We start from the raw sequence: 24,582 nt of genomic DNA on the forward strand, positions 1-24,582 counted from the left end.
GCCTTCGGCACTCGACCGTGGGCACAGCGCGTGCGCATGGTGAATGATCGGGGGCATGGCTGCGTCGAAGTCACCCGCGATCGAGCTCGAGGTCGGCGAGCGCACCGTGCGCCTGTCCAACCCGGACCGCGTCTACTTCCCCGAGGGTGGCCACACCAAGCTCGACCTGGCCAACTACTACCTGTCCGTGGGCGACGGCATCGTCAGCGCGCTGCGCGAACGGCCTTGTATGCTGCACCGCTTCCCTGAGGGCATCACCGGTGAGAAGGTGCACCAGAAGCGGCTGCCACGTGGTGCGCCGGACTGGGTGGAGACCGCGCACGTCACCTTCCCGAGGTGGAACCGCACTGCCGACGAGCTGTGCGTCACCGAGCTGGCCAGCGTCATCTGGGCGGTGCAGATGTCGACCGTGGAGTTCCACCCGTGGAACAGCCGCCGTGCCGACGTGGAGCGGCCCGACGAATGGCGGATCGACCTGGACCCGGGTGAGCAGTGCGACTTCGCGACGGTGCAGCGGGTGGCGGGCGTCGCGCAGGAGGTGCTGGACGAGCTCGGCGCGACGGGGTGGCCCAAGACCAGCGGCAGCAAGGGCCTGCACGTCTATGTGCGGATCGCCCCGGACCACGGCTTCGAAGAGGTGCGCCGGGCAGCGCTCGCCTTTGCGCGCGAGGTGGAGCGCCGCACAGAGGACGCGACGACGACCTGGTGGCGCAAGGACCGCGACCCCACCACAGTCTTCGTGGACTACAACCAAAACGCGCGAGATCACACGATCGCCGCGGCCTATTCGGTCCGTGGGCGGCCCGATGCGCGCGTCTCCGCACCGCTCACCTGGGACGAGGTGCCGGAGGTCGACCCCGCCGACTTCACCATCGTGACGATGCCGGACCGCTATGCCGAGGTCGGCGACCTGCACGCGGGCATCGACGACGCGGTCTATGACATCGCTCCGCTGCTGGAGTGGGCCGACCGGGACGAGGCGCAGGGTGCCGAGCCGGTGCCGGAGCCAGACGAGGAGTGACGTTCGTGCCTAGTGCTGGATGTCGATGACCAGACGCCCGGGGTCCTCCAGGTAGGTCACTGAGAACGGCCGCTCATGATCGACACCCACAAAGAAGTTGAGGTGGGCCTCGTAAGGACCCGCGACGACGGCACCGGTGACGACCGACAGACCGTTCGTCTCGCCCACCGGCACCGACGTGGGCTGCTCGGAGTCCGCGGGATAGGGAACCCCCACCACGTCCACGACCAGGGTGGCGTCGCCGGGCAGTTCCGGAGGGTCGAACGCCTGGCCGCCCGGTGGATCCTCGTAGCGGACCATCCACCCGGGTTGCTCCGCCGTCTCCAGGTCGATCACCACGCGGTCGAACCCGTCGTGAGCGCCGAACCGCACGCCACTGACCAACGCTCCACCACGCTCCGAGAGATGGCTCCAGGTGTCGCGTCAGGCCAGGCGAGCTCGGTGCCTGGCTGGACAAACGTGATGTCCGGTATGCCGTCCGGCAGGTCAGGATCATCCGTCACCTGATCGCTGGTCGGGTCGGTCACATCGCCCGACTCCTGCACAGTGCCTCGCTCCACGAGGGGCAGGCGCAGCACCAGCAGGTCCTCGCCGACCAGGGTGATCTGGGCACCCTCACGCAGTCCGTCCACGAACACGGGTTGCACGTCGGCAACGCTGGCGCAGGTCCCGTCCGCAGGAGTCAGGGTGTAGCCGTGATCGGGCGGCACGGTGTGTCCGAGACTGTCGACGCCCTGCACGTTGCCCAGGGACACGATGGGGCAGGTCTGGTCTCCGTCAGCGGACGGCGGTCCGTCGCTCAGCAGCAGGGACTGCGGCGGCATTCCCTCGAAACTGAGGCGCAGTTGGCTCGGGTCGGCCATGAAATCACCAAGCACCCCGCCACCATCGGCCCACTCCAGGAGCTGCCAGGTCCCGGTCAGTTCCTCGTTGGCGGGGACCCGCTCGGGCGATGCCGTGTCGATAGTGGCAGGGTCTGCTCCTTCTCGGACAAAGTCGAGCCGAGCGGCGCCGTCGACCACGACGGGAGGCGGCTCCTCAAGGCCGGCCCACGACGGGTCCACCGAGAGCAGGAGCCAGTCCTCGCCCAGCTGATGGAGGGACCCGCCGTGCCCCAGCACGTCGATCCAGAAGTCTTCGGCGGTCTGCGCCGGCTCGAGACAGCCCTGGTCGTCCGTCCCCATCGGCCCACCGGAGAACGCACCGTCCTCGGTCACCTCGAGGGCCTCCTGGAACCACCCACCGCCGCACCCATCGGCCCAGAACCCCCAGCCGACGGTCCCGTTCCCGCCGAAGGAGAAGTCGGTCTCTGCAGCCGAGCCGACCACGTCGACAGCCGTCAGGTCACTCCCCCAGAGGTCCTCACGCACCCTCCAGGTCGTCCCCACCAGATCTTCGGGAGCGGGGACCGCGAGGCCGTCGAGCGTGTTGGGCACCTGTCCGGGCGCACCCGGTGCCGCGAGGACAAAGGTCGTCAGGCCCGAGGGCGGCGTCGCCACCCCGGTCTCCTGTCCACCGCCCAGCAGGTTGGTCTGCCAGACCAGCCCAACAACGGCGGCCACCCCGAGTGCCCCCACGACACCTGCTCCGGCCCGCTTGCGCGACTGACGCCGGCGTCCCCTCGACCAGGTGTCCTCGGGCCTGATGTCTCGCTCTCGGCCGCTGCCGGACGCATCCTCGAGCAGCACCCGCACGTCGTCGCCACGATCACTCATCGCTGATCCTCCTCCATGCTGGCCAGGGAGTCCACACCCAACTGCCTGCGCAGACCGGCAACTGCCTGGTGGGACAGGCTCTTGACGGTGCCCACCGCGACACCCATGGCCTCGGCCGTCTGCGCCTCGGTCAGGTCCTCGAAGTAGCGCAGTACCAGCGCAGCCCGCTGCCTCTGTGGCAGCGCGCGCAACGCCCTGTGCACCTCGTCGTTGCGCGCACGGGCCTCCGACCCGTCGTCAAGACCGCGGTCCGGCACCGTCTCAGAGATCACCTCGTGGCGTCTGCGCCGCCACCACGAGACCCGCTGCCGGGCGAGCACCGTGCGCACGAAGGCGTCCGGATGCTCGACCTTCTCCCACTTCTCGGCGAGCGCGATCAGCGCCTCCTGGAGCAGATCCTCAGCCTGGTGCGGGTCACCGCACAGCAGCACCGCCACGCGACGCAGCCGTGCCTGCCGAGACAGCACGAACTCGCTGTAGGCGGGGTCGGTCGTCGCCACGGCCGCTCTCCTCTCGCACGTCGGTCCCGGCCCCGGCGCGGCGTGGGCTGCTGCCGAAGTGGTGCTCTCCCCACTCTGTCGTCCCGGACGCCCAAAAGGTTCATCCTCGGCCGCGTGCCGCGAAGCGGGCACCCGGCCGAGGATGACGACGGCTCACTCCAGGGTGAAGCAATTCTCCAGGTTGTAGTCGCCCAGCACCGTGGTCGCGTCCAACAACGCGTCCAGGTCAGCGCCCAGCGGATCCTGCTCCACGAGGGGTGTCTGCTCGATCATCACGCCAATGTCGTCGACCAGCTCGTCGGGTGCGACCTCCCGCAATGACTGCAGGTCGTTGACATCCGAGAGGTCGCTCTGCGCAAACTGGACACAGAACTCCTGGAGCCCGGGGTCGAGCTGTCCCCCACCCTCACCGCCGACCGGAGGCTCGGAGGCCGGCTCACCTCCGCCGCCTTCACCGCCGACCGGGGGCTCGGGCACCGCTGGCGGCTCGGGAGCGACCGAGAGCCCGCCTTCCCCGCCGCCGTCTCCAGTTCCAGCGGGAGGCTCGGGCTCAGCCTGACCGCCCTTTCCCCCTCCGGTGCCACCCTCACCCCTGGTGCCACCCTCACCACCACCGTTGCCCTGAGTGCCGGCCTGAGGACTGCCGCCACCGCCGACCGCGATGGTGTCGGGGGCCTCCTCGGCGCACGCGGTGGTGAGCAGGGCAGCCGTGCCCATGATCGCGACCAGGGCGATCGTGCTCACGCGTCGTGGCGTGGTCCCGCTATGTGTCTTCATGACCGGTCCTCTCAGTCTGACCCGCAGGTCTCAGTGCCGCTCTCCCCCCGGTGCGACACCGGTAGGCAAGCTGCAGTGCTGGACTCAAGCACCTGATGGACGGGGCGACTGCGCGGTCGGTTCCCGTGCGCGAGGGACTTCCTCGCCCCGAGCGACAGACTTCATCGACGCCGCCCACCCAGACTCCAGGCCAGAGCAGTGAGGATCCCAGCGACGGGTGCCCGGTCCGGGCACGACGGAGCCCCCGGCGCTGTTGCGGCGGGGGCTCCGGTGAGTCGTCAACAGACGTCTTACCCGTCCTCGTCCGTCGAGCAGTTCTCCTCTTCCCACGTGGTCAGGTTGTCGACCGCCGTGTTGACCGCGTCGACATCGATGCTGGCCGGGTCCTCCTCGACGAGCTTCAACTGCTCGATGATCACGTCGACATCGTCCCGGACCTCGTCCGGTGCATCGTCGGCGATGTCCTCGAGAGCCTTCTGCATGGCAGCCGGGTCGGATGTGTCGACGTCGGGGGCGGCGTCACAGAATACCGGATCACCGCCACCGCACGCGGTCAGGGTCGGCACCAGCAAGGCAGCCGCCACGACACCCGTCATCACTCGCTTCATTGTTCCTCCCACATCAGCCGGTGCGGCGACGCTATGCCCCCTGGGGCACCGACTTCCGCGCTTTAGCGTAATGGATGCACAGAGAACTCTTGCCGGGGCCATCGAGGAGCACCGGCCACCAGGCCGTGATCGTGGTCATCGTATGTCGCCGTCCACGTCCTGCACGCATGTGATAACACAAACCCTGCTGCAGCATCAATGCCAGAAAGTCACCCGAGCAAGGTAGCCGCCTGGCACCGCATGGCACTGCTGCGTCACTCGAACTTGGTGGCCTGACTGCTTCAACTGCGAAACCTTAGTGGCCACAGATACGGCGCAAACGGCGCCCGTCTTAGTCCCAATGTCAATGCTTCCAGAATGCGCGGCTGCCGTCCCGCTAACCAACGACAGTGCAATAGCCGAGGCGGCAATCCCAGCAAGTGTCCGGCGAACCAACGGTGTCGCAGTCTTGTGAGTGATCGATTGGATATCGAGCATAGTGACTCCTTCGCGAATGAGGGGCCCCGTTGCCCCCGGCGCTAGACTCCCCCCCCCCGACGCTTTGTCAAGCGACCACGGAGCCTGCTGCACGAATGACCCTGCATCTCCGGCCACCCACCTCCATCGACTACTGTCGGGCTCAGCACTCCAGGCGCTGTCGCCGGTACGCGCGATGAGATCGACAGTGTGACCGACGGACGCGCTCGGTGGGGGTGCGCCTGCCTCAGCGCGAGAGAGAGGCGTGCAGAGTCAGGGCTCGGGCGTCCGAGAGGGAAGCCACCTGGTCCACCACTGACCGCAGTTCCGCAGCCTCGTCGGACACGGCGCGGGCCGCCTCACGAGCCGCTCGGTGCAGCGGGTCCATCGCCTCCGGGTGGTCCTCAAAGTGCCGCATCAGCACCCCGATGATGCCTCGCTGCACGTCCATCAGGTCTCGCCGCTCGTCACTGAGCATCACGAAGTAGGCCGCTGTCGCCTTGAGCACCGCAGTCTCCGCGCGCACCCGGTCCGGGACCACCAGGTCGGCGGCATAGCGCGTCAGCACCCCCTGACCGTGCCGCTCGCGGGTGGCGACCTCGACGGTGTGCACGAAGCGCCCGATGAGCCGGCTGGTCATGTCCTTCAGCGCCGCGAGATCACCCCGGGTGCCGTCATGGGTGCGCGGCACCCACCCGGAGGCGAGCAGGCGGTCCAGCGCTCTGGTGAGATCGTCGCCGGTCAGGTCGTCGGCATACCAGCGCTGTGCCACGTCCACGACCGCGGCCTGCTCGGGTGCCGCACGCAGGGCAGCGGGGTCCACTCGCCCCGAGGCGATGGCGTCCTCCACGTCGTGGACGCAGTAGGCGACGTCGTCCGCCCAGTCCATGACCTGAGCCTCAAGACACCGACGGCCCACCCCCTCGGGGGCACCCTGACGCAACCAGGCAAAGACGTCCAGGTCGTCGGGATAGACCCCGAACTTCGGCGTCGGGCGAGGACCGCCCCCGCGAGGCCAGGGATATTTCGTCGCGGCGTCCAGGCTCGCCCGGGTCAGGTTGAGCCCGGCCGAGCGGCCGTCGGCATGGGTCCGCTTGGCCTCCAGGCGGGTGAGCACCCGCAGCGTCTGCGCGTTGCCCTCAAAGCCCCCGATGTCAGCGGCCAGCTCGTTGAGCGCGGCCTCACCGTTGTGCCCGAACGGCGGGTGGCCGATGTCGTGGGCCAAACAGGCCGTGTCGACCACGTCGGCCGAGCAGCCGAGAGCGGCCCCGAACTCGCGCCCGATCTGGGCGACCTCCAGGGAGTGGGTCAGTCGGTTGCGGACGAAGTCATCAGTGTCTGGCGACACGACCTGCGTCGTCGCCGAGAGTCGTCGCAGCCCGGCCGAGTGGATGACCCTGCCACGGTCGCGAGCGAAGTCGTCACGGTCCAGCCTCTTGTGCGCCGGATCCTCGGCAACCCAGCGCTCCCGGTCGTGCGCCGTGTAGCCAGGGATCGCCGGCACCACGGACTCGCCCGGAGAGCGACGCGCACGCCCGGTGCGGCCAGCGTCCCCCGCGGCGTCCTCGACTCCTTCCACAGCCCGGAGCCTAGGCCCCCGGGCGGACCACGCCCGACTCATAGGCATAGACCACAGCCTGTGCCCGGTCCCGCAGGCCGAGTTTGGCCAGCACCTTGCCGACGTGGGTCTTGACGGTCTGCTCGGCCACGAACAGCCGCTGCCCGATCTCGGCGTTGGACAGCCCGGCGGCGACCAGCTCGAGCACCTCACGCTCCCGCGGGGTCAGCGTCGCCAGCTCGGCGCTGGGCCGGACGTCGGAGCGACGGCGAGTGACTTCCTCGATGAGGCGCCGCGTCACCGACGGCGCCAGCAGCGCTTCCCCGGAGGCCACCAGCCGCACCGCCCTGATCAGCTCCTCGGCGGGAGCGTCCTTGAGCATGAAGCCGCTGGCCCCCAGGCGCAGCGCCTCATAGACATAGTCGTCGATGTCGAAGGTCGTCAGCATCAGCACGCGTGGAGCGGGGTCGATCCGCCGACGGAAGATCTCTGCTGCGGCATCCAGCCCGTTCATCTCCGGCATCCGCACATCCATCAACACGACATCGGGACGCAGACGGACCACCTCGCGGACGGCGGTCGCACCATCGGGCGCGTCACCGACCACCTGGATGTCGGGCTGGGCCGCGAGCAGGGCACCGAACCCCTGCCGCACCATGGCCTGGTCGTCGGCGATGAAGACGTTCACCATGCCGCTCACCCTACGACCGTCGGTCGGGTGGGCAAGGACGCCTCCACCAGCCAACCCCCGTCGCCCACTGGCCCGGCGCTCAGGGTGCCGCCCACGGAGGCGGCGCGCGCCGACATACCCGGTATGCCGTGTCCCCCGCTCCCCGACGCATCTCGCGGGCGGGCGTGGCCCGCTCCGCTGGACACCCGCACGACCACCTGTTCCCCGTAGCCCAGCTCGACCCGCACAGGTGCCCCCGGGGCGTGCCGGGAGGCGTTGGCCAGTGACTCCTGCAGCACCCGGTAGAGGACCATCGCGGTGGCCGGTCCCGGCTCGGTCTCCCCGACGATCGACCAGGTCAGGTCCACCCCGGCCGCGCTGGAGGACCGCAGCAGCCGCAGCACATCCTCGGTGCCGGGCTGGGGCGCCTGCTCCGGGGCGTGGTCCTCGCTGCGCAGAACGCCGAGCATCGCGCGCACCTCGTTGAGGGCCTCTCGCGCCTGGCTGGCCACCGACTCGAACTCGGCGGCGACCTCGGGGGTGACCCCACCGAGGCGATACTGCGCGGACTGTGCCTGCACCACCACCATCGACATCCGGTGGGCGACCACGTCGTGCAGGTCCCGGGCGATGCGGGTGCGCTCCTCGGCCAGGACCGCCCTGGCTTGCTCCACCTCGGCGCGGCGGGTCTGCTCCTCGGCGCGTTGCGCCTGCTCGGCGGCCTCGCGGCGAGAGCGGAACAGCCCGCGCAGCAGCAGACCCAGCCCGAGGAAGGCTGCGGCGCCGAAGACCCAGCCCGTCGCCATGCTCGAGGGCAGGTGGGCCAGGAAGAGGGCCCCGGTGCCCAGAAAGGTGAGACCGACCCGAGCCGGCGTCTCCGTGACGCCGACCGCGATCAGCAGCGCCAGGAGCACGAGGAAGGCACTGATCTGCCACGGGAACGCGTGCAACGAGGTGGACTCGAAGATCAGCGGGATCACGGCTGCCGGGATCACCCAGGTGAGCCACCCCAGGAAGGGCGCGACCCGCAGCCAGAGCAGCGGCAGGATCCCGAGTGCGGCAAACATCGGCCACAGGCTGGCGGGCACCTGGTGGGTCATCCCGACCGTGGGCCAGGCGATGGCCATCAGGATCGCGACCGCCAGCCACACCAGGACGGTGCCGTGACGGATGACGAAGGCCAGCCCGCGCGAGCCGAGCCAGCGAGAGGGTCGCACCACGAGTGCGTTGGCAGGCCGCACCGTGACCCAGCTCAGCGTCCGCCCGACACCACGCGCGCCCCGTCCTCCGATCCCCCGTCGTCCGACCCCGCGACGTCCAATCCCGCGTCGTCCGATCCCCCGTCGTCCGACCCCGCGACGTCCCATCCCGCGACGGTCACGGCTGCCCTCTCCGCGCACGTCGCGCCGTTGCCTGCTCATGGGTCGACCGTAATCGCGCGGGGGCAGGTGCTTGTCATACCTAGGGGTGAGTTCTGCCCGCATCGTGGGGGTGAGTGTCGCCGCCCCGGGCACCGCATCGCGTGCCCGGATCTGGCTCGACTGGGGGACCCGCCGAAGTGCCACGGATTCCTAGCGTCGAAGCATGTTCTCCAGCAGTCGCGACACCGCCACTCCCGCTCGCCATCTCAGCAAGATCCCTGCGCCCCACATCGGGACCACGCTGACGGTCGGGGCGGCCCTGGCGCTGTCCACCATCCCGTCACTGCTCCCCCGCCTGCCACTCCCGCAGGGACTCCTCACCGGGGTGCTCGTGCTCCTCGCCCTGACCCTCGTCGGAGGCACCCGGTTGATCCTGACCCATCGCGGCACTGCCAGCGGGCAGCGGGTCAGCGAGCCGGCCCGCTGGCTCGTGGTGGCCGGAACCTGCGCAGTGCTTGCCGGTCTGGAGTGGGTGACCCAGCAGTCCCTGGTGGTGCGCTCGGCTGAGCTCGGCATGCCCGCGCTCCCCCCGACATACTGGCTGAGTGCCACAGCGTGGGCGCTCCTGGTCGTCGGGGTCGGCCTGACGGTCGGTGCCGGGGTGCGCCGACTGGCCCGGGTCAATGTGCGGCGCACCTCCGTGCCCCTGGTCGCGGCACTGCTGGTCACGCTCACGGTCACGACAGCAGCCGCCGGCCCGATCGATCTGCTGGCCCCTCTGCGCAAGACCATGGACCCGCAGCACGTGCTGCTCATCGACTCCCCCGCCGGGGCCTCCCGCTCGTTTGCCCGGGTGGACGAGGCCAGGAGCCCGGAGGCGGGTGCCCGGCTGGCGGTCGATCGGATGGTCGCGGAGGGCGGCCTTGAGCGTGGTGCGATCCTCATCGCCCTCCCCACCGGAAGTGGCTGGGTCAACCGGGAGGCCGTCACGGCGTTCGAGACCCAGCTCGATGGTGACGTGGCCGTGGTCTCCGCGCAGTACGGCGACCTGCCGAGCTGGTGGAGCTTCCTGATCGACCAAAAGCCTGCGATGCGGTCGGCGCGCGCCCTGGTGCAGGAGGTGCTCACACAGGTCGCCGAGCTCCCCGCGCGGGAGCGGCCGGACGTCTATGTCCATGGCGAGTCCCTCGGGGCGCTGGCCGGTCAGGCAGCCATCGCCGACGTCGACGCGTCGGCACTCTGCGGCGTGATCTGGTCCGGCGCGCCGGGCGGGGAGATCTCGGGTCACCCGCGAGAGGTCAGCCTCCACAATGCCGACGATCCCGTCCGGTATCTGTCGGGCGAAACGGCCCTCTCACAGCCGGAGGACTGGCCAACAACCTGGCTGCCGGGTCTGAGCTATGGCACGACGGTGCTGGATCTGGGAGCCTCGCTGCTGCCTGACGCCGGACACGGTCACGCCTATGGCCCGGAGCAGGACTGGACCCTGCCCCTGTGCTGACCTGCCGACAGCTCAGAGTGCGTGCGGTGGCGTGCGCGGCGCGCGATGGGTCGGTCAGCCGCTGCGACCGACGTCCACACCCGTGTCGGCAGAGCGTCGGCCGGTGACGAAGGCGATGGCCTGCCGCGCTCCGGAGGCGATGACCGGCATCAGCGGCCGCGGTGGGACGTCCTTGTAGCCGCCCTTGGCCAGGTCGGCGCTGCGCTCAAAGAAGGAGTATGACGCCCGGTCACCCGTGCGCAGCCAGGACCAGCCCATCGAGGCGACGTAGAGCGGGAGGAACGGCAGGCCGAGGCAGGCCATCCACTGCCGGCTGTGTGCCTCCTCGTGCTCGAGTAGGTGCGGGCGCCTGGCGACCAGCTCGTCGATGTCGTGGCGGGTGATCACGACGTCGCCGACGGTGAAGGCACCGCCTGCCGGGAACTTCCACCGATAGTGCTCAGCCAGATAGAGCTTGCGTGGCCCGCGCCGGATGTCGGCTCCTCCCGCCCTGGCGACCCCCATGCCAAACAGGGTGGAGAGGTTGAGCCAGTTGGCGCGGTGACGGATCGTGACGGACCTGGGCAGCAGCTCCGGCGGGGTGGGTGCCAGCGGGTCGACCGCCAGCTCGGGTGAACTCATGGCGGTCACGCTACCTCCGTGGCATCGTGGAGGCATGTGCAGGAACATCAGACCGCTCAACAACTTCGAGCCGCCGGCAACCACCGATGAGGTGCGTGCCGCAGCGCTGCAATATGTGCGCAAGATCGGTGGGGCTACCAAGCCCTCAGCTGCCAACCAGGACGCCTACGACCAGGCCATCGAGAAGATCGCCGCTGCCAGCCAGGATCTGCTTGACTCGCTGGTCACCTCGGTTCCTCCTAAGAACCGTGAGGAGGAGGCCGCCAAGGCGAAGGCGCGCTCTGCCGCCAGGTTCGCCAGCTGACCGGCAGGCCGTAGGCTCAGACCCGTGTCCGACCTGCTGATCGACCCCGCCGAACTCGCTGAGCTGCTCGCCGCCGAGGACCCCGAGGAGCGGCCCGTGCTGCTCGACATCCGGTGGAGCCTGGGCACCTCCCCCGAGGACAATCTCGCCGAATACCTCGCCGGTCATCTCCCCGGTGCCGCCTTCATGGCCATGAAGCCTGGGCTGGCCAGCTCGCCGTCCGAGGACGGGCGCGGTGGTCGTCACCCGATGCCCAAGCTCGCCGACGCACAGGAGGCGTTCCGGGCTGCGGGAGTCACCGACATACGGCCTGTTGTTGTCTATGACGGGGCCACCTCCCTGGGGGCGGCACGCGCCTGGTGGTTGCTCAACTTCTTTGGCAAGGACGAGGTGCGGGTCCTCGACGGCGGGTATGCCGCATGGCTGGCCGCCGGACTGCCGACCGAAACTGGTGAGCCCGAGATCGAGCGCGGTGACATCGTGCTCACCCCGGGCGGGCGCCGACTGCTGGACGCAGACGGGATCGAGCACTATCTGGACCGGCACCAGGTGGTTGATTCACGCCCGGCAGACAGGTTCCGCGGGGAGAACGAGACCATCGACCCTGTGGCCGGGCACATCCCGGGCGCCATCAGCATCCCCGCGCTGAAAAATGTCGACGAGGCCGGCCGGTTCCTGCCGGCCGACGACCTGGAGATGCGGTTCACCGCGCGCGGCATCCAACCGGACAAGCGGACCGCGATCTACTGCGGCTCGGGGATCCAGGCCTGTCACATGGCGCTGGCGATGGAGGTCGCGGAGGTCGGGGTCTATGACCCGGCCGTCTACATCGGGTCCTGGAGCGACTGGATCTCAGATCCTGAACGGCCCATCACGACCGGTCCCTGAGGCGTCGGCTGCCACCCTCGACGTCACTGCCTCCACGAGTTTCCGCTGGTCAGGAAACTGAACAGTTCGCATTTTCGAGCGCAGCCACCCACTGTCAGTGGTCGCACGTATGTTTGATTTATGGCACAGCAGGCGACTCTGGACAGCGGGGAACTGACCGCTGCCGAGAAGGCTGCGCTGACCGAGTCCGCCACCACCAGTGGCCGGGTGCGGTATGCCCCGCTGATCGGGGCCGGACCGCTACGGGAAACCACCAATGCCGGACCGTTGGTCCCCGACCAAGACCAGGATCTAGTCCCAGAAGTCGGCCACGACCTGGCCCAGGATCCAGCCCTGGCCCAGGAGCACGATCCGACGCGGGGTGGTCCGGGCGGGCCAGCACATGCCGGGCAGGGTGGCCAAGACCGGGGCGCGCCGCTAACCACCTCGGGGCACGAGGTGCCCGAGTTCGTCGCCGGGTCCGCGCACATGATCCAGATGCTCGCCGGGGAGTTCCCCCTCGCACACCTGCCCGAGCAGGGACTGGGTGAGGCTGTCGGCGCCGCGCAGGCGTTGGTCCAGGCCGCCCAATCACTGTTGGCCGCGACCACCCACGAAGCCATCACCCGCGGCCTGCCCGACCAATCCGGACACTCCGTGCCCGACTGGATCACCACCTGGGCACCGTTGATCGACCGCCCCGAAGCCCTGGCCACCGCCCGAGTCGCCGCCGCGATGGACGACGACCGGTTCGAAGCCCTGACCGCCAAAGTCAACGACGGCACCGCACGCATCGCCCGAGCCAACCTCATCACCCGCCTCACCCAGGACCTCACCGACCTCGCCACCCCACAGTCCCTACAAGCTCTGACCGACGTGATGACCGACGTCGTCGAAACCACCGGGCTACGCGACCTGGCCAAAGTCGGCACCGAAGCCAAAGAGCGCCTCCTCGAGCCCGACCCCGACGACAAAGCCGAAGACGAAAAATCCCGCTGCCGGCGCCTGCGCCGGGTCGGGACCATCGCCGGCCTCGCCGAGTGGCAACTCATCCTCGACGACGAAGCCGAAGCGATCCTGCTCGCCGCCCTCGACCCACTATCCAAACCCCGCCCCAGCGCCGACGAGCACGGGACCCACCAACACGACCCACGCACCACCGCCACCCGCCGAGCCGACGCACTCCTAGAAATCATCGGCCGCGGCGTCGCCGCCCCCGAAGGCACCACCGTCACCGACAAAGCCAAGATCCAGGTCACCATCGACATAGAGGCCCTCGCCGGCAAGATCGGTGGCGGTGGCGACACCGCCACCGGACAACGCCTCTCCCCCGGCGCGATCCGCCGCCTGGCGTGCGACGCCGAAATCATCCCCATCGTCCTCGGCGGCCCCTCCGAACCCCTCGACGTCGGCCTCACCAAACGCCTCTTCACCCCCGCCCAACGCAAAGCCGTCCACCTCCGCGACAAAGGATGCACCTTCCCGGGCTGCACCATGCCCGCCACCTGGACCGACATCCACCACGTCATCCACTGGATCTTCGGCGGCGCCACCGACCTGACCAACGCCGCCGCCCTCTGCCGACGACACCACGTCATCGTCCACCGCTACGGCTACACCGCCACCGTCACCGCCACCAAAGTCATCTGGCACCTACCCGGCACCATGACGACCCCCACCGGCCCCCTCGTCGACACCTAACGACCACGCCCCCGACCCCGCCCACACCCACACGGACGGCGGGGTCACAGCCATGCCCGAGGCCGCCTCGGACAGTGGCTATCCACACTCACGCGGACAGCGGGGTCACCACCATGTCGGCACTGCTGAGCACCTTCCGCGCCAGGACCTGCTCCTTCACTCCCCGATCGTGCGTGGACACCCAGGCTGACCCACCGGAGGTGCGGCGCTGGCACCCGTGGTGAGCGCCGCGGCCCGCGCCCGGCCCAGGTTCCACTCCAGGAGATCATCACCGAGTGCAGAGTCAGCGTCCCCCAGGATGCAGCGGCTCAGGTCCTCCGGCAGTCCGTCGGCGATCGTGGGGGCAGCGTCGACGCCGAGGGAGGCGAGATAGTCCAGATCGAGCTTGCCGGTCGTCTCGTAGCGCTCAATGTTCTGTCCCGCGACCCACGCCTCCGGGTTGGCCAGTCCGATGACCAGCAGGAACGCAGCGCCGGAGAGCAGGGCCGCCCGCGGGAGCCACCAACCCGAGAGGCGGATACCCGCGACCAGGACCAGGACGACGAGCAGCCCGAGCCAGAGTTCGAAGGCGTCGACCAGCACCCGCAGGACGGTGTAGCCGTAGGCCTCCTGATAGAGCGACATCCGGTAGAGCGCTGAGCCAACCACGATCAGCGTCAGCCCACAGAGAATCCCGAGCAGGAGGCGCAGCACCTGCCGTTCGCCTCGAGTCTCACGCGGGGCCTTGCGCACGGCGACGGCGATGGTGACGAGCGTGAGCAGGGTCGCGACGACCAGCTGGCCGAAGCCCTGGTGGACATACTCGGCGTAGGTGAGGCCGGTCGCCTCCTGCAGGTAGTCATGACCACCCCACATCGCCGTCGCCTGGGCGATCAGGAAGGCGGTGAAGACGGCGATCACGACCCCGACGGGCACCTGCCACTCCCACGGGCGAGCGACCGGACGGGCATCGCCGAGCGAGACAGCTTCGACACGCGGTGGGTTCAGCGCCAGATAGCAGGCCGCGAGCACGAGCCCAGCGACCATGAACCAGGTGAACGCGCGCAGCACGAGGGTGTCAGCGATCTGGATGTTGGGGAGTATGCCGGACACCCAACTGCCGAAGAGTGCGTCGCCGGAGGCGAAGAGTCCGACAAAGACGACGAGCAGGACCAGGGAGATCGCGGCTGTCCGTAACGCTGGCCACAGCACGTGGTGCCGGCTCGTGGCAGTCAGCGTGCGGCCGAGGAGCGGCAGGCCGCGCAGACCGCTGAGCACCCAGGCGACACCGCCAGCGAGCATCGCCAAGGGCCGCCTGGCGTCGGTGACTGCGGTCGTCACCAGCACGCCCGCGGCCAGGATCGCCAGCACGCTCAGCCACTCTGCCGCCCGGAGGAAGACCAAGGCGCCAAGGCCCAGGCAGAGTGCGGCCGAGGCGATCGCCCAGGGCCGGGAGCGGTGGACAGACATGCGGAGGACGAGCGCGCCGGCGGCGGCGAGCACGAGGAAGGTGCTGATCCCGAACAGCCGGTCGGGCAGGATGAGCGCCCCCAGCAGCCCCACCGCGAGGGAGCCGAACAGCGCAACCGGAGCCGTGCGCAGGGTGGCCCGCTCCGGCCAGAAGCTGCCGAACATCGCAGCGATAACTGACGTCGTCGAGGCGTCACCTGGCACGCCGCCCGGCCCCCCGGTGGCCGACGAAGACGGGGCCGCCCAAGCAGGGGCCGCCGAAGGAGCGGTCGCCGAAGGAGCGGTCGCCGAAGCAGGGGTCGCCGAAGCAGGGGTCGCCGAAGCAGGGGTCGCCGAAGCAGGGGTCGGGGTCATGGTGGATTCCTTCTGGTCGGCGCGGGCGGTGGTTGGGCGTGGAGTGGTGGACCGAGGCGCGGGCTGCGGGTCACAGGGCAGCACGGCCCTGATCAGGGCACCTGTCTGACCCTCGGGCGGTGGCACGGCGGCGATGGTGCCGCCGTGGAGCTCACAGACCCAGTTGGCGATCGCCAGTCCGAGGCCGGTGCCGCCTCCGGCGGAGTCGGCCGTGCCAAACCGCGTGAACAGCGACGACGCGCGCTCCGGCGGGATGCCTGGCCCGCTGTCGGCGACCTCGAGCGACCAGCTCTCCTCAACCGGATGAGCGACGGCGCGGACACTGATCACGCCATCGATCGGGCTGTGCCGCGAGGCGTTGTCGAGCAGGTTGGCCACGACCTGGTGCAGCCGAGCCTCGTCGGCGCGGACCTCCAGTCGTGGTGGGACCACCGACACCTCATAGCGGACCGGCCTCCCCCCGACATCTGACTCCTCGACGGCGCTGCGCAGCAGATCAGCGACGGAGACCGTCTCCAGGTGCAGCCGCACCCCTGCCCCGTCGACACGACTGACGTCCAGTAGGTCCTCGACCAGTCCGCTGAGCCGCTCGGACTGCGCGAGCGCCGACTGCAGTGCGTCGTCGTCGGGTGTCACGACCCCGTCAACGAGGTTTTCCAGCAGAGCGCGCTGCCCGGCGAGCGGGGTCCGCAACTCGTGGGAGACCGTCGCGACGAGCTGGCGCCGCTGCTGATCCGCCGTGGCGAGATCCTCCGCCATGGTGTTGAAGGCACGCCCCAGCTGTCCGACCTCGTCCGCCGAGGTGGCGGTGACGCGGGAGCGATAGTCTCCCCGCGCCATACGACCGGCGGCCGATGTCATCTCACGCAGAGGCGCGGTCATCCCCCGGGCCAGCCACTGGGTCACGCCCAGCGCCGCCGCGACGGTGACCGGGAGGGTCAGCCACGCGGGCACCCCGGACCTGTTTCCCACCTGGAGGACCAGTGCCGCCGCCAGGATGCTGAGCGCGACGAGCAGTCCGATCTTGACCTTGATGGACCCGACGGCGTCGAGCGGGCGGTCACTCCCGACCGCATCGAGTGGGCGGTCACCCCTGACTGCGTCGCGTCGATGGTTCCCGCTCACGGTGCCGCCGTTCGGTGCCTCGCCCTGGGACGTGCCTGCCATCCCTCAGACCTCCAGGGCGTAGCCGACGCCGTGCACCGTCCGGACCCGCTCCGCACCGATCTTGGCCCGCAGCGACTTGACGTGGCTGTCCAGGGTGCGGGTGCCGCGGGCGTCTGCCCAGCCCCAGACCCCGGACATCAGCTCCTCGCGACTCCGCACGGCTCCGGGCTCGACCGCCAGCGCTGCGAGCAGGTCGAACTCCAGGGGTGTCAGGTGCACCTCGTCGGAGCCGACCCGCACCCGGCGCGCACCGCGGTCCAGGTGCAGGTCACCCACGCTCACCAAGGCCTCGGGCGTGTTGGCCAACTCGGCCGCACGCTCGACGCGGCGCAGCAGTGCGCGCACGCGGGCCACGACCTCGCGCATCCGGAAGGGCTTGGTGACGTAGTCGTCGGCGCCGACGCCCAGGCCGACCAGGACATCGGTCTCTTCGACGCGGGCGGTCAGCATCATGACGGGCACTGGCCGCTCAGCTTGGATCCTGCGGCAGACCTCGAGGCCGTCGTAGCCCGGCAGCATCACGTCCAGCAGCACCAGGTCGGGGCGGTGCTCGGTGAAGGCTGCGACCGCACCGGGCCCGTCGACGGCCCGGACGACCCTGAACCCTTCGGCGGTCAACCGGTCGCTGAGCGCCTGGTTGATGGTCGGGTCGTCCTCGACGACGAGCAGCGTGTGCTCGGCGGTCCCTCCGCGGGGAGTGCTCTCGGTCATGACTCCGAGCGTAAGAGGCAGGACCTGCTCAGCAGGGGCAGGACGTGTGCAGAAGTTGTGAAGATCCCACTGTGCACGCCGCGCTGCGTCCCAGGGGTCGAGCGCACGCGTGGCGTCGCAGGGCTCGAGCGAACGCGTGGCGTCGCAGGGGCACTGAGCGCGTGCTCTTGCGCTCGATGACCTATCCGCCGTCGGTGACGGTGCCCTCCGCCCGCGCCACGGTCTCGCGCTGCACCTGGTTGAGATCCTGCGACTGCAGCCAACCATCGGGCAGCGCCACCACGCGCGAGGACCCGGCCCGGCCCCGCTGTCCCTCGGCTGCGTCGCCGGGCCACGGCATACTGCCGTCGAGCCCGCCGATCAGGTCGTCAAGCGCCGCGAGGGAGTCCACCAGGGCGAGCTTGTTGCGGAAGGCGCCACCGACCGGGAAGCCCTTGAAGTACCAGGCGATGTGCTTGCGGATGTCGCGGCAACCCTTGCCCTCATCCTGGTGGAAGTCGACGAGGTACTCCGCGTGCCGGCGCAGGGTGGCGCTCACCTCGCCGAGGGTCGGGGTGATGCGCAGGTCCGAGCCGGCGAAGGCCGCAGCCAGGTCGGCGAACAACCACGGACGGCCCAGGCAGCCACGTCCGACCACGACCCCGTCGCAGCCAGTTTCCTCGACCATGCGCAGTGCGTCCTCGGCCGACCAGATGTCGCCATTGCCCAGCACCGGCACCGAGGTGACCGCCGCCTTGAGCTCGGCGATGCGCGACCAGTCAGCCTGGCCGGAGTAGGCCTGGCTCGCCGTGCGCGCGTGCAGCGCGACGGCCGCGGCACCCTCGCCCTCGGCGATCCGTCCGGCCTCGAGGAAGGTGATGTGGTCGGCGTCGATACCGACCCTCATCTTCACGGTGACGGGCACGTCATACGGGCTGGCGGCCCGCACCGCGGCGGAGACGACACCACGGAACAGCTCGGTCTTCCACGGCAGTGCCGCGCCGCCCCCCTTGCGGGTGACCTTGGGCACCGGGCAGCCGAAGTTGAGGTCGATGTGGTCGGTGCGGTCCTCGGAGACCAGCATGTCGACCGCGCGGCCGACGGTGGCCGGGTCGACGCCATAGAGCTGGATGGAGCGAGGCTGCTCATCGGGGTCGTGCTCGATGAGCTTCATCGAAACCGGGGTGCGCTCAACGAGCGCCCGGGAGGTGATCATCTCGCTGACATAGAGGGAGGTCGCGCCGCTGGTCGGCTGACCGGCCGCCCCTGCCTCGCGGCACAGCCTGCGGAAGGCCCGGTTGGTGATGCCGGCCATCGGCGCCAGCACGACCGGTGAGTCGATCGTGTGGCGCCCGATCTGCAGGGGCGGCAGCACCCTCTCGCCCGCGGTGGGGGCAGCGGTCTCGGGCAGGGTCGGGGTCGCGGTCGCAGTCATGTCGGCACCGATTGTCCCACCGATGCCCGGGTGAGCCGGAATCCGCGCAGAGAGACGCCCCGGCACCAGGGGGCCCGGGGCGTCTCCACGTGGGTCTGATCAGGCGGTCTGGCCCTGGTGCCGTCCCTCGCCGATCTCCTCGACGAGCTTGGCATTGAACGCGGGCAGGTCGTCCGGGGTGCGGCTGCTGACCAGCCCCTGGTCGACAACGACCTCCTCGTCCACCCACTCGGCACCGGCGTTGCGCAGGTCCGTCTTCAGACTCGGGTATGACGTGAGCGTGCGTCCGCGGACCACGTCCGCGTCGGTGAGGATCCAGCCGCCGTGGCAGATGACGCCCACCGGCTTGCCTGCCTCGAAGAACGCCTTGGTGAAGGCCACCGCGTCCTCGTCCATCCGCAGTTTGTCGCCGTTGACGACGCCGCCGGGCAGCATCAGGGCGTCAAACTGGCCGGCGTCAGCATCTGTGACAGCCTGGTCGACGCTGGCCTCGTGGCCCTTCTTGCCGGTCAGCGTGCCGGACTCCGGCGACACCAGGGTCGCCTCGGCGCCCGCTTCGGTCACCGCTTCCCACGGCGAGGTTAACTCGCTGTCCTCGTAGCCGTTCGTGAGCAGGAATGCGACCTTCTTGCCGTCGAGCGCAGCCATGATCTCTCCTTCTGGTCGGGGTTGTCGGGTCACTTCCTACCGTAGGTCGTCTGAGAGACTCCAGCCATCGGGAACGCAACCTCCGCCTCTACGAACAGGACGCGGAGATCTATCGGTCCGGTGAACCCGATCCCGACCTCGACGCCCTCAACTCGTGGATGCAGGAACGTCGCACCTATCCCGGGCTCGGTTCATGAGACCGATCCACGCCGTCCACCTGGACAAGGTCCGGCCCGCTCTTGTGCTCACCCGAGCGGAGGTGAGAACGGCCAGGTCCTCCGTCACGGTGGCGGCCATCACCTCCACACGCCGAGGCCTGTCGGTGGAGCTACCCGTGGGGCCGGCCAACGGTCTAGATCGGGACTCAGTGGTCAACCTCGACACGATCTACACCATCTCTCTGGACGATCTGGGACCGCAGATAGGCGTGCTCCGAGAGCACCAGGAGCCAGCCCTCGCAGCGGCCGTCTTCCATGCCTGTGGCCTGAACTGGTAACCCGGACCACGCTCAACTACGTCCGCACCGTGAGGTCGGCCCTCTCTGCGGTCCGGTCGGGGCCGAACAGGGCGCACTCCTGTGCCGCCCACCGGTCCCAGTGCGGGGCAAAGGTGTCGCCGTCGCGCTCGATGCCCCGCTGGTGACGCACGTGCTCATCGGCGTCCACCCAGACCCGCACCGCGGCATACTCCCCCGCACGCCCCACGCTGGAGCCACAGCCCTCGATCACCAGCAGGTCGGTGGCTGGCACCACGGCGGTCCGCCCCCAGTCGCCCTGGATCCAGTCCCAGACTCGGTATGTCGCGCGCTCACCTCGCGCAAGCGGCTCCAGCACCTGGTCGGTCACCAGATCGACGGCGGCGGCAAGGCCGTCCCAGCCGGGATAGAAGTCGTCCATGTGCAGCAGTGGGCAGGCTAGATCGGTGGCCACGGCCTCGGCGAGGGTCGTCTTGCCCGAACCGCTGGGACCGTCGATCGCGATGATGGTGGGGCCGGTCTGCGCGCCGTGAGCGGTGAGACCGTGGCCCGCTGACCCGCGCGTGGCGTGAAGGTCCTGAGCCGTGGCATGGGACTCCTGGGCCGTGGCGTGGGAGTCCTGGGCCGTGGCGTGTGCGGCACGGGCAGCAGCGACGATGCGGTCCACCGCATCCTCGTCAACGGGTGCGTCGTCCACCACTGGGCCGTCGCGGCGATCCCGTTGCTGCAGCTCGAGCGCGAGGTCGATCACCCCGGCGCAGGGCAGGCCGGCCAGTTCCTCCAGCGGCACCCAGCGGATGTCGTCCGTGGACCCGTCCTGTTCGACCATGAGCTGCCCGCTGGTGATCTCCGCGGTGTAGACGAGTTGCACCAGCAGCATGGGCCGCTCGCTCTCGTTGGCGCGGTCGGCGGTGGGGACGACCGACGTGCCGGTCCCGAGCAGTCCGGTGAGGCGGACGGCATACCCACTCTCCTCCGCGACCTCCCGGACGGCAGCCTGCTCGCACGACTCGTGCGGCTCCAGCCCTCCGCCGGGCAGTGTCCAGCACGGACGGATGTGCCGCGCATCGCGCTGCCGGGTGTAGCCGGACCAGTGAGCCACGAGGACGTGCCCGTCCCGCTCGATCCACGCATAGCAGCCCACCCTGGTGTCGAACTCCACCGGGACATCCTCCCAGGCAAGCGTGCACGTGATGGATCCTTCACACTGTTTTGCGGAAATCGTGTGAAGGATCCATGCACGTGGACCGGTTGGCCGGGGTCGCTCGGGGTTAGCCGGGGTTGGCCGGGGTTGCTCGGGTAGCCGGGCTTGCTCGGGTAGCCGGGTTGACCGGGCGCCAGCTCGGCTCAGCGCAACTGGCTGCCGAGCATCTGCTCGAAGGGCGTCAGGGAGTCCTCCGAGATGCGGTCGACCTTGCCGACCTCGTCGACCGCGGGGGCGGTGAACCCAGGGACCGAGCCGGAGGTCGCCACGAGGAGCGCTCCCAGCTCGCTGGCCGCGCGGGCAACACGACGGTCCAGGCCATCCTCGCCGTCCCGGCCGCCACCCTGACCACCGAAGTCCTCCGTCGCCGCGAAGACGCCCGTGGGCACAACAACCGCGCGCAGGTAGGTGAACAGCGGACGCAGGGCATGGTCGAGGACCAGGGAGTGGCGCGGGGTGCCCGCGGTCGCTGCGATGAGCACCGGCTTGCCGGTCAGCGCGTCGTTGTCGAGCAGGTCGACGAACGACTTAAACAGTCCCGAGTAGGAGGCGGTGAACACCGGGGTCACGGCGACCACCGCGTCGGCCGAGGACACCGCGGCGAGGGCCTGTCGCAGCGCGGACGGCGGCATCCCCGAGACGAGGTGGTCGGCGATCTCGCGGGCCAGGCCGCGCAGCTCGACGACCTCGACCTCCAGACTCTCGCCCCGGGCCGTGACCTCACGCTGCACGGATCCACTGATCCGGTCGGCCAGCATCCGCGTGGAGGACGGCACGCTCAGGCCAGCCGAGATGACGACGAGCTTGCGAGCCATCAGTTGCTCCCTGCCTCGACACGGCCGCGCGGGCCCATCGCGGCGTTCGCGTGGTCATCGCCAGCCGCGATGAGGCTGGCGTGGGTGGGCGGGTCGGACGGGACGCCGGCGGGGCGGCGAGCCTCGAACTCCTTGCGGAGCACGGGGACGACCTCGGACCCGAGGATCTCGATCTGCTCCAGGACGACGTCGATCGGCAGACCAGCGTGGTCCATCAGGAACATCTGTCGCTGGTAATCGCCGACGGCGTCGGCAAAGCCGAGCGTGCGCTCGATGACCTGCTGCGGGCTGCCCACGGTCAGCGGGGTGGCCCGGGTGAACTCCTCCAGGCTCGGGCCGTGGCCGTAGACGGGAGCGACGTCGAAGTAGGGACGGAACGCCTTGATGGCGTCCTGGCTGTTCTTGGCCATGAAGACCTGTCCGCCCAGTCCGACGATCGCCTGGTCCGCGCGCCCGTGGCCGTAGTGCTCGTAGCGGCGGCGGTAGAGGTCGACCATCCGGGCGGTGTGGTCCATCGTCCAGAAGATGTTGTTGTGGAAGAAGCCGTCGCCGTAGTACGCCGCCTGCTCGGCGATCTCCGGCGAGCGGATGGAGCCGTGCCAGACGAACGGTGCGACACCATCGAGGGGGCGAGGGGTGGCAGTGAAGCCCTGGAGCGGGGTGCGGAACTTGCCCTCCCAGTCCACGACCTCCTCACGCCACAGGCGACGCAGCAGGTGATAGTTCTCGACCGCCAGGGCGATGCCGTTGCGGATGTCCTGACCGAACCAGGGGTAGACCGGCCCGGTGTTGCCGCGGCCCATCATCAGGTCGACGCGGCCACCGGAGAGGTGTTGCAGCATCGCGTAGTCCTCAGCGATCTTCACCGGGTCGTTGGTGGTGATCAGCGTGGTCGCGGTGGACAGCTGCAAGGTCGTGGTCTGCGCGGCGATATAGCCCAGGAAGGTCGTCGGGGAGGACGCGAAGAAGGGCGGGTTGTGGTGCTCGCCGGTGGCGAAGACGTCCAGGCCGACCTCTTCGGTCTTGAGGGCGATCCGGACCATGTCCTGGATCCGCTCGGCGTCGGTCGGGGTCCTGCCGGTCGTCGGGTCAGTCGTGATGTCGCTGACGCTGAAGATGCCGAACTGCATCGGTGTTACCTTCCCTCGGGCCGACCCGTGTCGCCGGCGTTTGATTGACTGCTCAATCTCCTCAACAGGGGGTCATCCGAATACATTCCCCGTCATGGAACCCCGCGGTGTCCCGTGGGGACACCGCGGGCCACAGGCTCCCGAGGCGCTCTCGCGTCCGCGGTCAACCGACCTGCAGCTCACCCATCTCGTCCCAGCCATCGCCCTCTACCTGACGCGAGACGATCTTGGGGGTGGCCGTGAGGTACTGCGGGAAGTCCTGCCGCATCTGTGCGAAGTGTTCGGACTGCACGTGCGGGCCGGCACCGTCATCCTCGAAGGCCTCGACGAGGACATACTCGTTCGGGTCCTTCAGGCTGCGGGACCACTCGAACCACTTGTTGCCCGGCTCGGCCTCGGTTGCCTCGGTGTAGGCCCGGACGATCTCCGGCCACTGCTCGGCATACTCCGGCTTGACGGGGAACTTGACGACGATGAAATACATGAGGGTCCTTTCGTTTCAGGGCGACTCGCTCAGGGGCGGTCCTCGCATCCAAGCCCACCACAGGCGATCGCGCACCCGAACACGGGTCGATTTTTCACTCAGTGAGAAGGCGGCGTGAGACGGGACCGCCCCGAGGGCGGGGACCACTGCCAAGATGGCCATATGTCGGACGCGCACCAGATCTCCCTGCCGCCCCTCACCGCGGGGTCGAGCCAGGACACAGCGGAGGGCGAGCAGCGCGCGAGCCTCATCCAGCGCGCCGTCACCGTCCTGGAGCACGTGGCGCAGGCAGGTGGGGCGAGCGCCCGTGACCTTGCCGACGCGACCGGCATCCCGCTGCCCAGCGTCTATCGGATCGCCCAGGAGCTGGTCCAGGTTGGCTATCTGATCCATCTGCGCGAGGAGAAGCGGTTCGCCCTCGGCTACAAGCTGCACACCCTCGGCGCCCGGCTGCACGATGATCTGGGCGTCCCGCGGGAGCTCAAGGCGGAGATCGCACGGTTGCACACCGACACCAAGATGGCGGCCTACCTGGCGATCCACCGGGGCGCGGACTTCGTGGTGGTCTTCGTGGCCGACTCACCCGCCTGCCCACGCCTGGAGCCCATGGAGTTCGGCTTCCACGAGACCCCGCATGCGACGGCTTTCGGCAAGCTCGGCCTCAGCGAGTACACCCCCGAGCAGCGGCATCATTATCTCGAGCCGCACCAGCTGCACCGGCTGACCCCCGCCACGATCACCGACCAGCCGGGCCTGGAGTCGGCGCTGGCGCAGATCGCCGAGGACGGCATCGCCTGGGAGCACGAGGAGTTCCAGGTCGGCACGACCTGTGCCGCGGTGCCGATCCGCGCCGACGATGGTCTGCTCATCGGCTCGGTCGCCGTCTCGGCGCCAGTCGGCTGGTATGCCGGACAACAGCGGCACATCGAGCACCGGCTGCGCGCCACCGCCTCCCGTGCCGGACGCATCTATCGCCTGGGCAACCGGAACTCCTGAGGCGAGCGCACGGCATACCCCTTCTCACGCAGTGAGAAGCACCCCTATCGCCGCGACGGCGCGCTCCCTACCGTG

Annotated in this window: 24 protein-coding genes; 7 read left to right on the forward strand and 17 right to left on the reverse strand. The window is 69.5% G+C overall.

Annotation, left to right across the window (positions count from 1 at the left end; translation table 11 throughout):
- Positions 1–55: 55 nt before the first annotated feature.
- Entirely contained in the window at positions 56–1,021 is a 966-nt protein-coding gene (gene ligD, locus FNH13_RS12270) for a non-homologous end-joining DNA ligase (protein ID WP_143783678.1), read from the forward strand.
- Between the two features lie 9 nt (positions 1,022–1,030).
- Here the strand turns inward: ligD and FNH13_RS12275 are convergent, their stop codons facing one another.
- From FNH13_RS12275 to FNH13_RS12310, 8 genes are all read right to left on the reverse strand, one after another.
- Positions 1,031–1,393: an AMIN-like domain-containing (lipo)protein gene (locus tag FNH13_RS12275; RefSeq protein WP_143783679.1), complete on the reverse strand. Its 363-nt coding sequence runs from the start codon at positions 1,391–1,393 to the stop codon at positions 1,031–1,033.
- Positions 1,354–2,736 carry an META domain-containing protein gene (locus FNH13_RS12280; RefSeq protein ID WP_143783680.1) on the reverse strand — a complete coding sequence of 461 codons (1,383 nt, stop codon included), beginning with the start codon at positions 2,734–2,736 and terminating at the stop codon, positions 1,354–1,356. Before FNH13_RS12280 ends, FNH13_RS12275 begins: the two co-directional genes overlap by 40 nt.
- Positions 2,733–3,236 (reverse strand): SigE family RNA polymerase sigma factor, encoded by a 504-nt coding sequence (locus FNH13_RS12285; protein ID WP_165700098.1) that lies wholly within the window; start codon positions 3,234–3,236, stop codon positions 2,733–2,735. Before FNH13_RS12285 ends, FNH13_RS12280 begins: the two co-directional genes overlap by 4 nt.
- Before the next feature lie 153 nt (positions 3,237–3,389).
- Entirely contained in the window at positions 3,390–3,980 is a 591-nt protein-coding gene (locus FNH13_RS12290) for a hypothetical protein (protein WP_143783682.1), read from the reverse strand.
- 323 nt (positions 3,981–4,303) lie between these two features.
- The gene (locus FNH13_RS12295) at positions 4,304–4,621 is read right to left on the reverse strand and encodes a hypothetical protein (protein WP_143783683.1); all 318 of its coding nucleotides are present in this window, start codon (positions 4,619–4,621) and stop codon (positions 4,304–4,306) included.
- A 703-nt stretch (positions 4,622–5,324) separates the two neighbouring features.
- Complete coding sequence (locus FNH13_RS12300; RefSeq protein ID WP_407669895.1) at positions 5,325–6,656, reverse strand: deoxyguanosinetriphosphate triphosphohydrolase; 1,332 nt, start codon at positions 6,654–6,656, stop codon at positions 5,325–5,327.
- A 10-nt stretch (positions 6,657–6,666) separates the two neighbouring features.
- Positions 6,667–7,326, reverse strand: a complete 660-nt coding sequence (locus FNH13_RS12305; protein ID WP_143783684.1) for a response regulator — start codon at positions 7,324–7,326, stop codon at positions 6,667–6,669.
- A gap of 5 nt (positions 7,327–7,331) precedes the next feature.
- Positions 7,332–8,726 carry a sensor histidine kinase gene (locus FNH13_RS12310; protein WP_165700099.1) on the reverse strand — a complete coding sequence of 465 codons (1,395 nt, stop codon included), beginning with the start codon at positions 8,724–8,726 and terminating at the stop codon, positions 7,332–7,334.
- 163 nt (positions 8,727–8,889) lie between these two features.
- On the opposite strand from FNH13_RS12310, the gene FNH13_RS12315 reads away from it, so the two are divergent.
- Positions 8,890–10,167 carry an alpha/beta-hydrolase family protein gene (locus tag FNH13_RS12315; RefSeq protein WP_143783686.1) on the forward strand — a complete coding sequence of 426 codons (1,278 nt, stop codon included), beginning with the start codon at positions 8,890–8,892 and terminating at the stop codon, positions 10,165–10,167.
- A gap of 54 nt (positions 10,168–10,221) precedes the next feature.
- Here FNH13_RS12315 and FNH13_RS12320 read toward each other — a convergent pair whose 3' ends face one another.
- Positions 10,222–10,788 (reverse strand): hypothetical protein, encoded by a 567-nt coding sequence (locus FNH13_RS12320; protein WP_228266382.1) that lies wholly within the window; start codon positions 10,786–10,788, stop codon positions 10,222–10,224.
- 34 nt (positions 10,789–10,822) lie between these two features.
- On the opposite strand from FNH13_RS12320, the gene FNH13_RS12325 reads away from it, so the two are divergent.
- From FNH13_RS12325 to FNH13_RS12335, 3 genes are all read left to right on the forward strand, one after another.
- Positions 10,823–11,092: a DUF2277 domain-containing protein gene (locus FNH13_RS12325; protein ID WP_143783687.1), complete on the forward strand. Its 270-nt coding sequence runs from the start codon at positions 10,823–10,825 to the stop codon at positions 11,090–11,092.
- 24 nt (positions 11,093–11,116) lie between these two features.
- Positions 11,117–11,980 carry a sulfurtransferase gene (locus FNH13_RS12330; RefSeq protein WP_165700100.1) on the forward strand — a complete coding sequence of 288 codons (864 nt, stop codon included), beginning with the start codon at positions 11,117–11,119 and terminating at the stop codon, positions 11,978–11,980.
- A gap of 120 nt (positions 11,981–12,100) precedes the next feature.
- Positions 12,101–13,660, forward strand: a complete 1,560-nt coding sequence (locus tag FNH13_RS12335; protein WP_143783688.1) for an HNH endonuclease signature motif containing protein — start codon at positions 12,101–12,103, stop codon at positions 13,658–13,660.
- Positions 13,661–13,816: 156 nt separating this feature from the next.
- On the opposite strand, the gene FNH13_RS12340 is transcribed toward FNH13_RS12335, so the two are convergent.
- The 4 genes from FNH13_RS12340 to FNH13_RS12355 form a co-directional block, all read right to left on the reverse strand.
- Positions 13,817–16,630, reverse strand: coding sequence for a DUF4153 domain-containing protein (locus FNH13_RS12340; RefSeq protein WP_143783689.1), 2,814 nt, complete (start codon positions 16,628–16,630; stop codon positions 13,817–13,819).
- Positions 16,631–16,633: 3 nt separating this feature from the next.
- Entirely contained in the window at positions 16,634–17,341 is a 708-nt protein-coding gene (locus tag FNH13_RS12345; protein WP_143783690.1) for a response regulator transcription factor, read from the reverse strand.
- 181 nt (positions 17,342–17,522) lie between these two features.
- The gene (gene dusB / locus FNH13_RS12350) at positions 17,523–18,755 is read right to left on the reverse strand and encodes a tRNA dihydrouridine synthase DusB (protein ID WP_143783691.1); all 1,233 of its coding nucleotides are present in this window, start codon (positions 18,753–18,755) and stop codon (positions 17,523–17,525) included.
- A 99-nt stretch (positions 18,756–18,854) separates the two neighbouring features.
- The gene (locus FNH13_RS12355; protein ID WP_143783692.1) at positions 18,855–19,403 is read right to left on the reverse strand and encodes a type 1 glutamine amidotransferase domain-containing protein; all 549 of its coding nucleotides are present in this window, start codon (positions 19,401–19,403) and stop codon (positions 18,855–18,857) included.
- 193 nt (positions 19,404–19,596) lie between these two features.
- Between FNH13_RS12355 and FNH13_RS12360 the strand changes: the two genes are divergently transcribed.
- Positions 19,597–19,899: a type II toxin-antitoxin system PemK/MazF family toxin gene (locus FNH13_RS12360; protein WP_143783693.1), complete on the forward strand. Its 303-nt coding sequence runs from the start codon at positions 19,597–19,599 to the stop codon at positions 19,897–19,899.
- A 16-nt stretch (positions 19,900–19,915) separates the two neighbouring features.
- Here FNH13_RS12360 and FNH13_RS12365 read toward each other — a convergent pair whose 3' ends face one another.
- The 4 genes from FNH13_RS12365 to FNH13_RS12380 form a co-directional block, all read right to left on the reverse strand.
- Positions 19,916–21,040, reverse strand: a complete 1,125-nt coding sequence (locus FNH13_RS12365) for an NUDIX domain-containing protein (protein ID WP_228266383.1) — start codon at positions 21,038–21,040, stop codon at positions 19,916–19,918.
- Between the two features lie 185 nt (positions 21,041–21,225).
- Positions 21,226–21,897, reverse strand: coding sequence for a CE1759 family FMN reductase (locus FNH13_RS12370; protein WP_143783694.1), 672 nt, complete (start codon positions 21,895–21,897; stop codon positions 21,226–21,228).
- On the reverse strand, positions 21,897–23,027 hold the full coding sequence (locus FNH13_RS12375; RefSeq protein ID WP_143783695.1) for an LLM class flavin-dependent oxidoreductase: 1,131 nt from the start codon (positions 23,025–23,027) through the stop codon (positions 21,897–21,899). Before FNH13_RS12375 ends, FNH13_RS12370 begins: the two co-directional genes overlap by 1 nt.
- Before the next feature lie 163 nt (positions 23,028–23,190).
- Complete coding sequence (locus tag FNH13_RS12380; protein ID WP_143783696.1) at positions 23,191–23,511, reverse strand: putative quinol monooxygenase; 321 nt, start codon at positions 23,509–23,511, stop codon at positions 23,191–23,193.
- A gap of 162 nt (positions 23,512–23,673) precedes the next feature.
- Between FNH13_RS12380 and FNH13_RS12385 the strand changes: the two genes are divergently transcribed.
- Positions 23,674–24,507, forward strand: a complete 834-nt coding sequence (locus FNH13_RS12385; protein WP_143783697.1) for an IclR family transcriptional regulator — start codon at positions 23,674–23,676, stop codon at positions 24,505–24,507.
- Positions 24,508–24,582: the final 75 nt, after the last annotated feature.

It is taken from the genome of Ornithinimicrobium ciconiae, from assembly GCF_007197575.1.
In the GTDB taxonomy this organism is placed as follows: Bacteria; Actinomycetota; Actinomycetes; order Actinomycetales; family Dermatophilaceae; genus Ornithinicoccus; species Ornithinicoccus ciconiae.

What these genes read in the sequence shown, in the direction of transcription:
- ligD (WP_143783678.1), top strand. Translation starts at nt 56, where the DNA reads ATGGCTGCGTCGAAGTCACCCGCGATCGAGCTCGAGGTCGGCGAGCGC.
- FNH13_RS12280 (WP_143783680.1), bottom strand. Translation starts at nt 2,736, where the DNA reads ATGAGTGATCGTGGCGACGACGTGCGGGTGCTGCTCGAGGATGCGTCC.
- FNH13_RS12295 (WP_143783683.1), bottom strand. Translation starts at nt 4,621, where the DNA reads ATGAAGCGAGTGATGACGGGTGTCGTGGCGGCTGCCTTGCTGGTGCCG.
- FNH13_RS12305 (WP_143783684.1), bottom strand. Translation starts at nt 7,326, where the DNA reads ATGGTGAACGTCTTCATCGCCGACGACCAGGCCATGGTGCGGCAGGGG.
- FNH13_RS12310 (WP_165700099.1), bottom strand. Translation starts at nt 8,726, where the DNA reads ATGAGCAGGCAACGGCGCGACGTGCGCGGAGAGGGCAGCCGTGACCGT.
- FNH13_RS12315 (WP_143783686.1), top strand. Translation starts at nt 8,890, where the DNA reads ATGTTCTCCAGCAGTCGCGACACCGCCACTCCCGCTCGCCATCTCAGC.
- FNH13_RS12320 (WP_228266382.1), bottom strand. Translation starts at nt 10,788, where the DNA reads ATGAGTTCACCCGAGCTGGCGGTCGACCCGCTGGCACCCACCCCGCCG.
- FNH13_RS12325 (WP_143783687.1), top strand. Translation starts at nt 10,823, where the DNA reads ATGTGCAGGAACATCAGACCGCTCAACAACTTCGAGCCGCCGGCAACC.
- FNH13_RS12335 (WP_143783688.1), top strand. Translation starts at nt 12,101, where the DNA reads ATGGCACAGCAGGCGACTCTGGACAGCGGGGAACTGACCGCTGCCGAG.
- FNH13_RS12340 (WP_143783689.1), bottom strand. Translation starts at nt 16,630, where the DNA reads ATGGCAGGCACGTCCCAGGGCGAGGCACCGAACGGCGGCACCGTGAGC.
- FNH13_RS12345 (WP_143783690.1), bottom strand. Translation starts at nt 17,341, where the DNA reads ATGACCGAGAGCACTCCCCGCGGAGGGACCGCCGAGCACACGCTGCTC.
- dusB (WP_143783691.1), bottom strand. Translation starts at nt 18,755, where the DNA reads ATGACTGCGACCGCGACCCCGACCCTGCCCGAGACCGCTGCCCCCACC.
- FNH13_RS12355 (WP_143783692.1), bottom strand. Translation starts at nt 19,403, where the DNA reads ATGGCTGCGCTCGACGGCAAGAAGGTCGCATTCCTGCTCACGAACGGC.
- FNH13_RS12360 (WP_143783693.1), top strand. Translation starts at nt 19,597, where the DNA reads ATGAGACCGATCCACGCCGTCCACCTGGACAAGGTCCGGCCCGCTCTT.
- FNH13_RS12370 (WP_143783694.1), bottom strand. Translation starts at nt 21,897, where the DNA reads ATGGCTCGCAAGCTCGTCGTCATCTCGGCTGGCCTGAGCGTGCCGTCC.
- FNH13_RS12375 (WP_143783695.1), bottom strand. Translation starts at nt 23,027, where the DNA reads ATGCAGTTCGGCATCTTCAGCGTCAGCGACATCACGACTGACCCGACG.
- FNH13_RS12380 (WP_143783696.1), bottom strand. Translation starts at nt 23,511, where the DNA reads ATGTATTTCATCGTCGTCAAGTTCCCCGTCAAGCCGGAGTATGCCGAG.
- FNH13_RS12385 (WP_143783697.1), top strand. Translation starts at nt 23,674, where the DNA reads ATGTCGGACGCGCACCAGATCTCCCTGCCGCCCCTCACCGCGGGGTCG.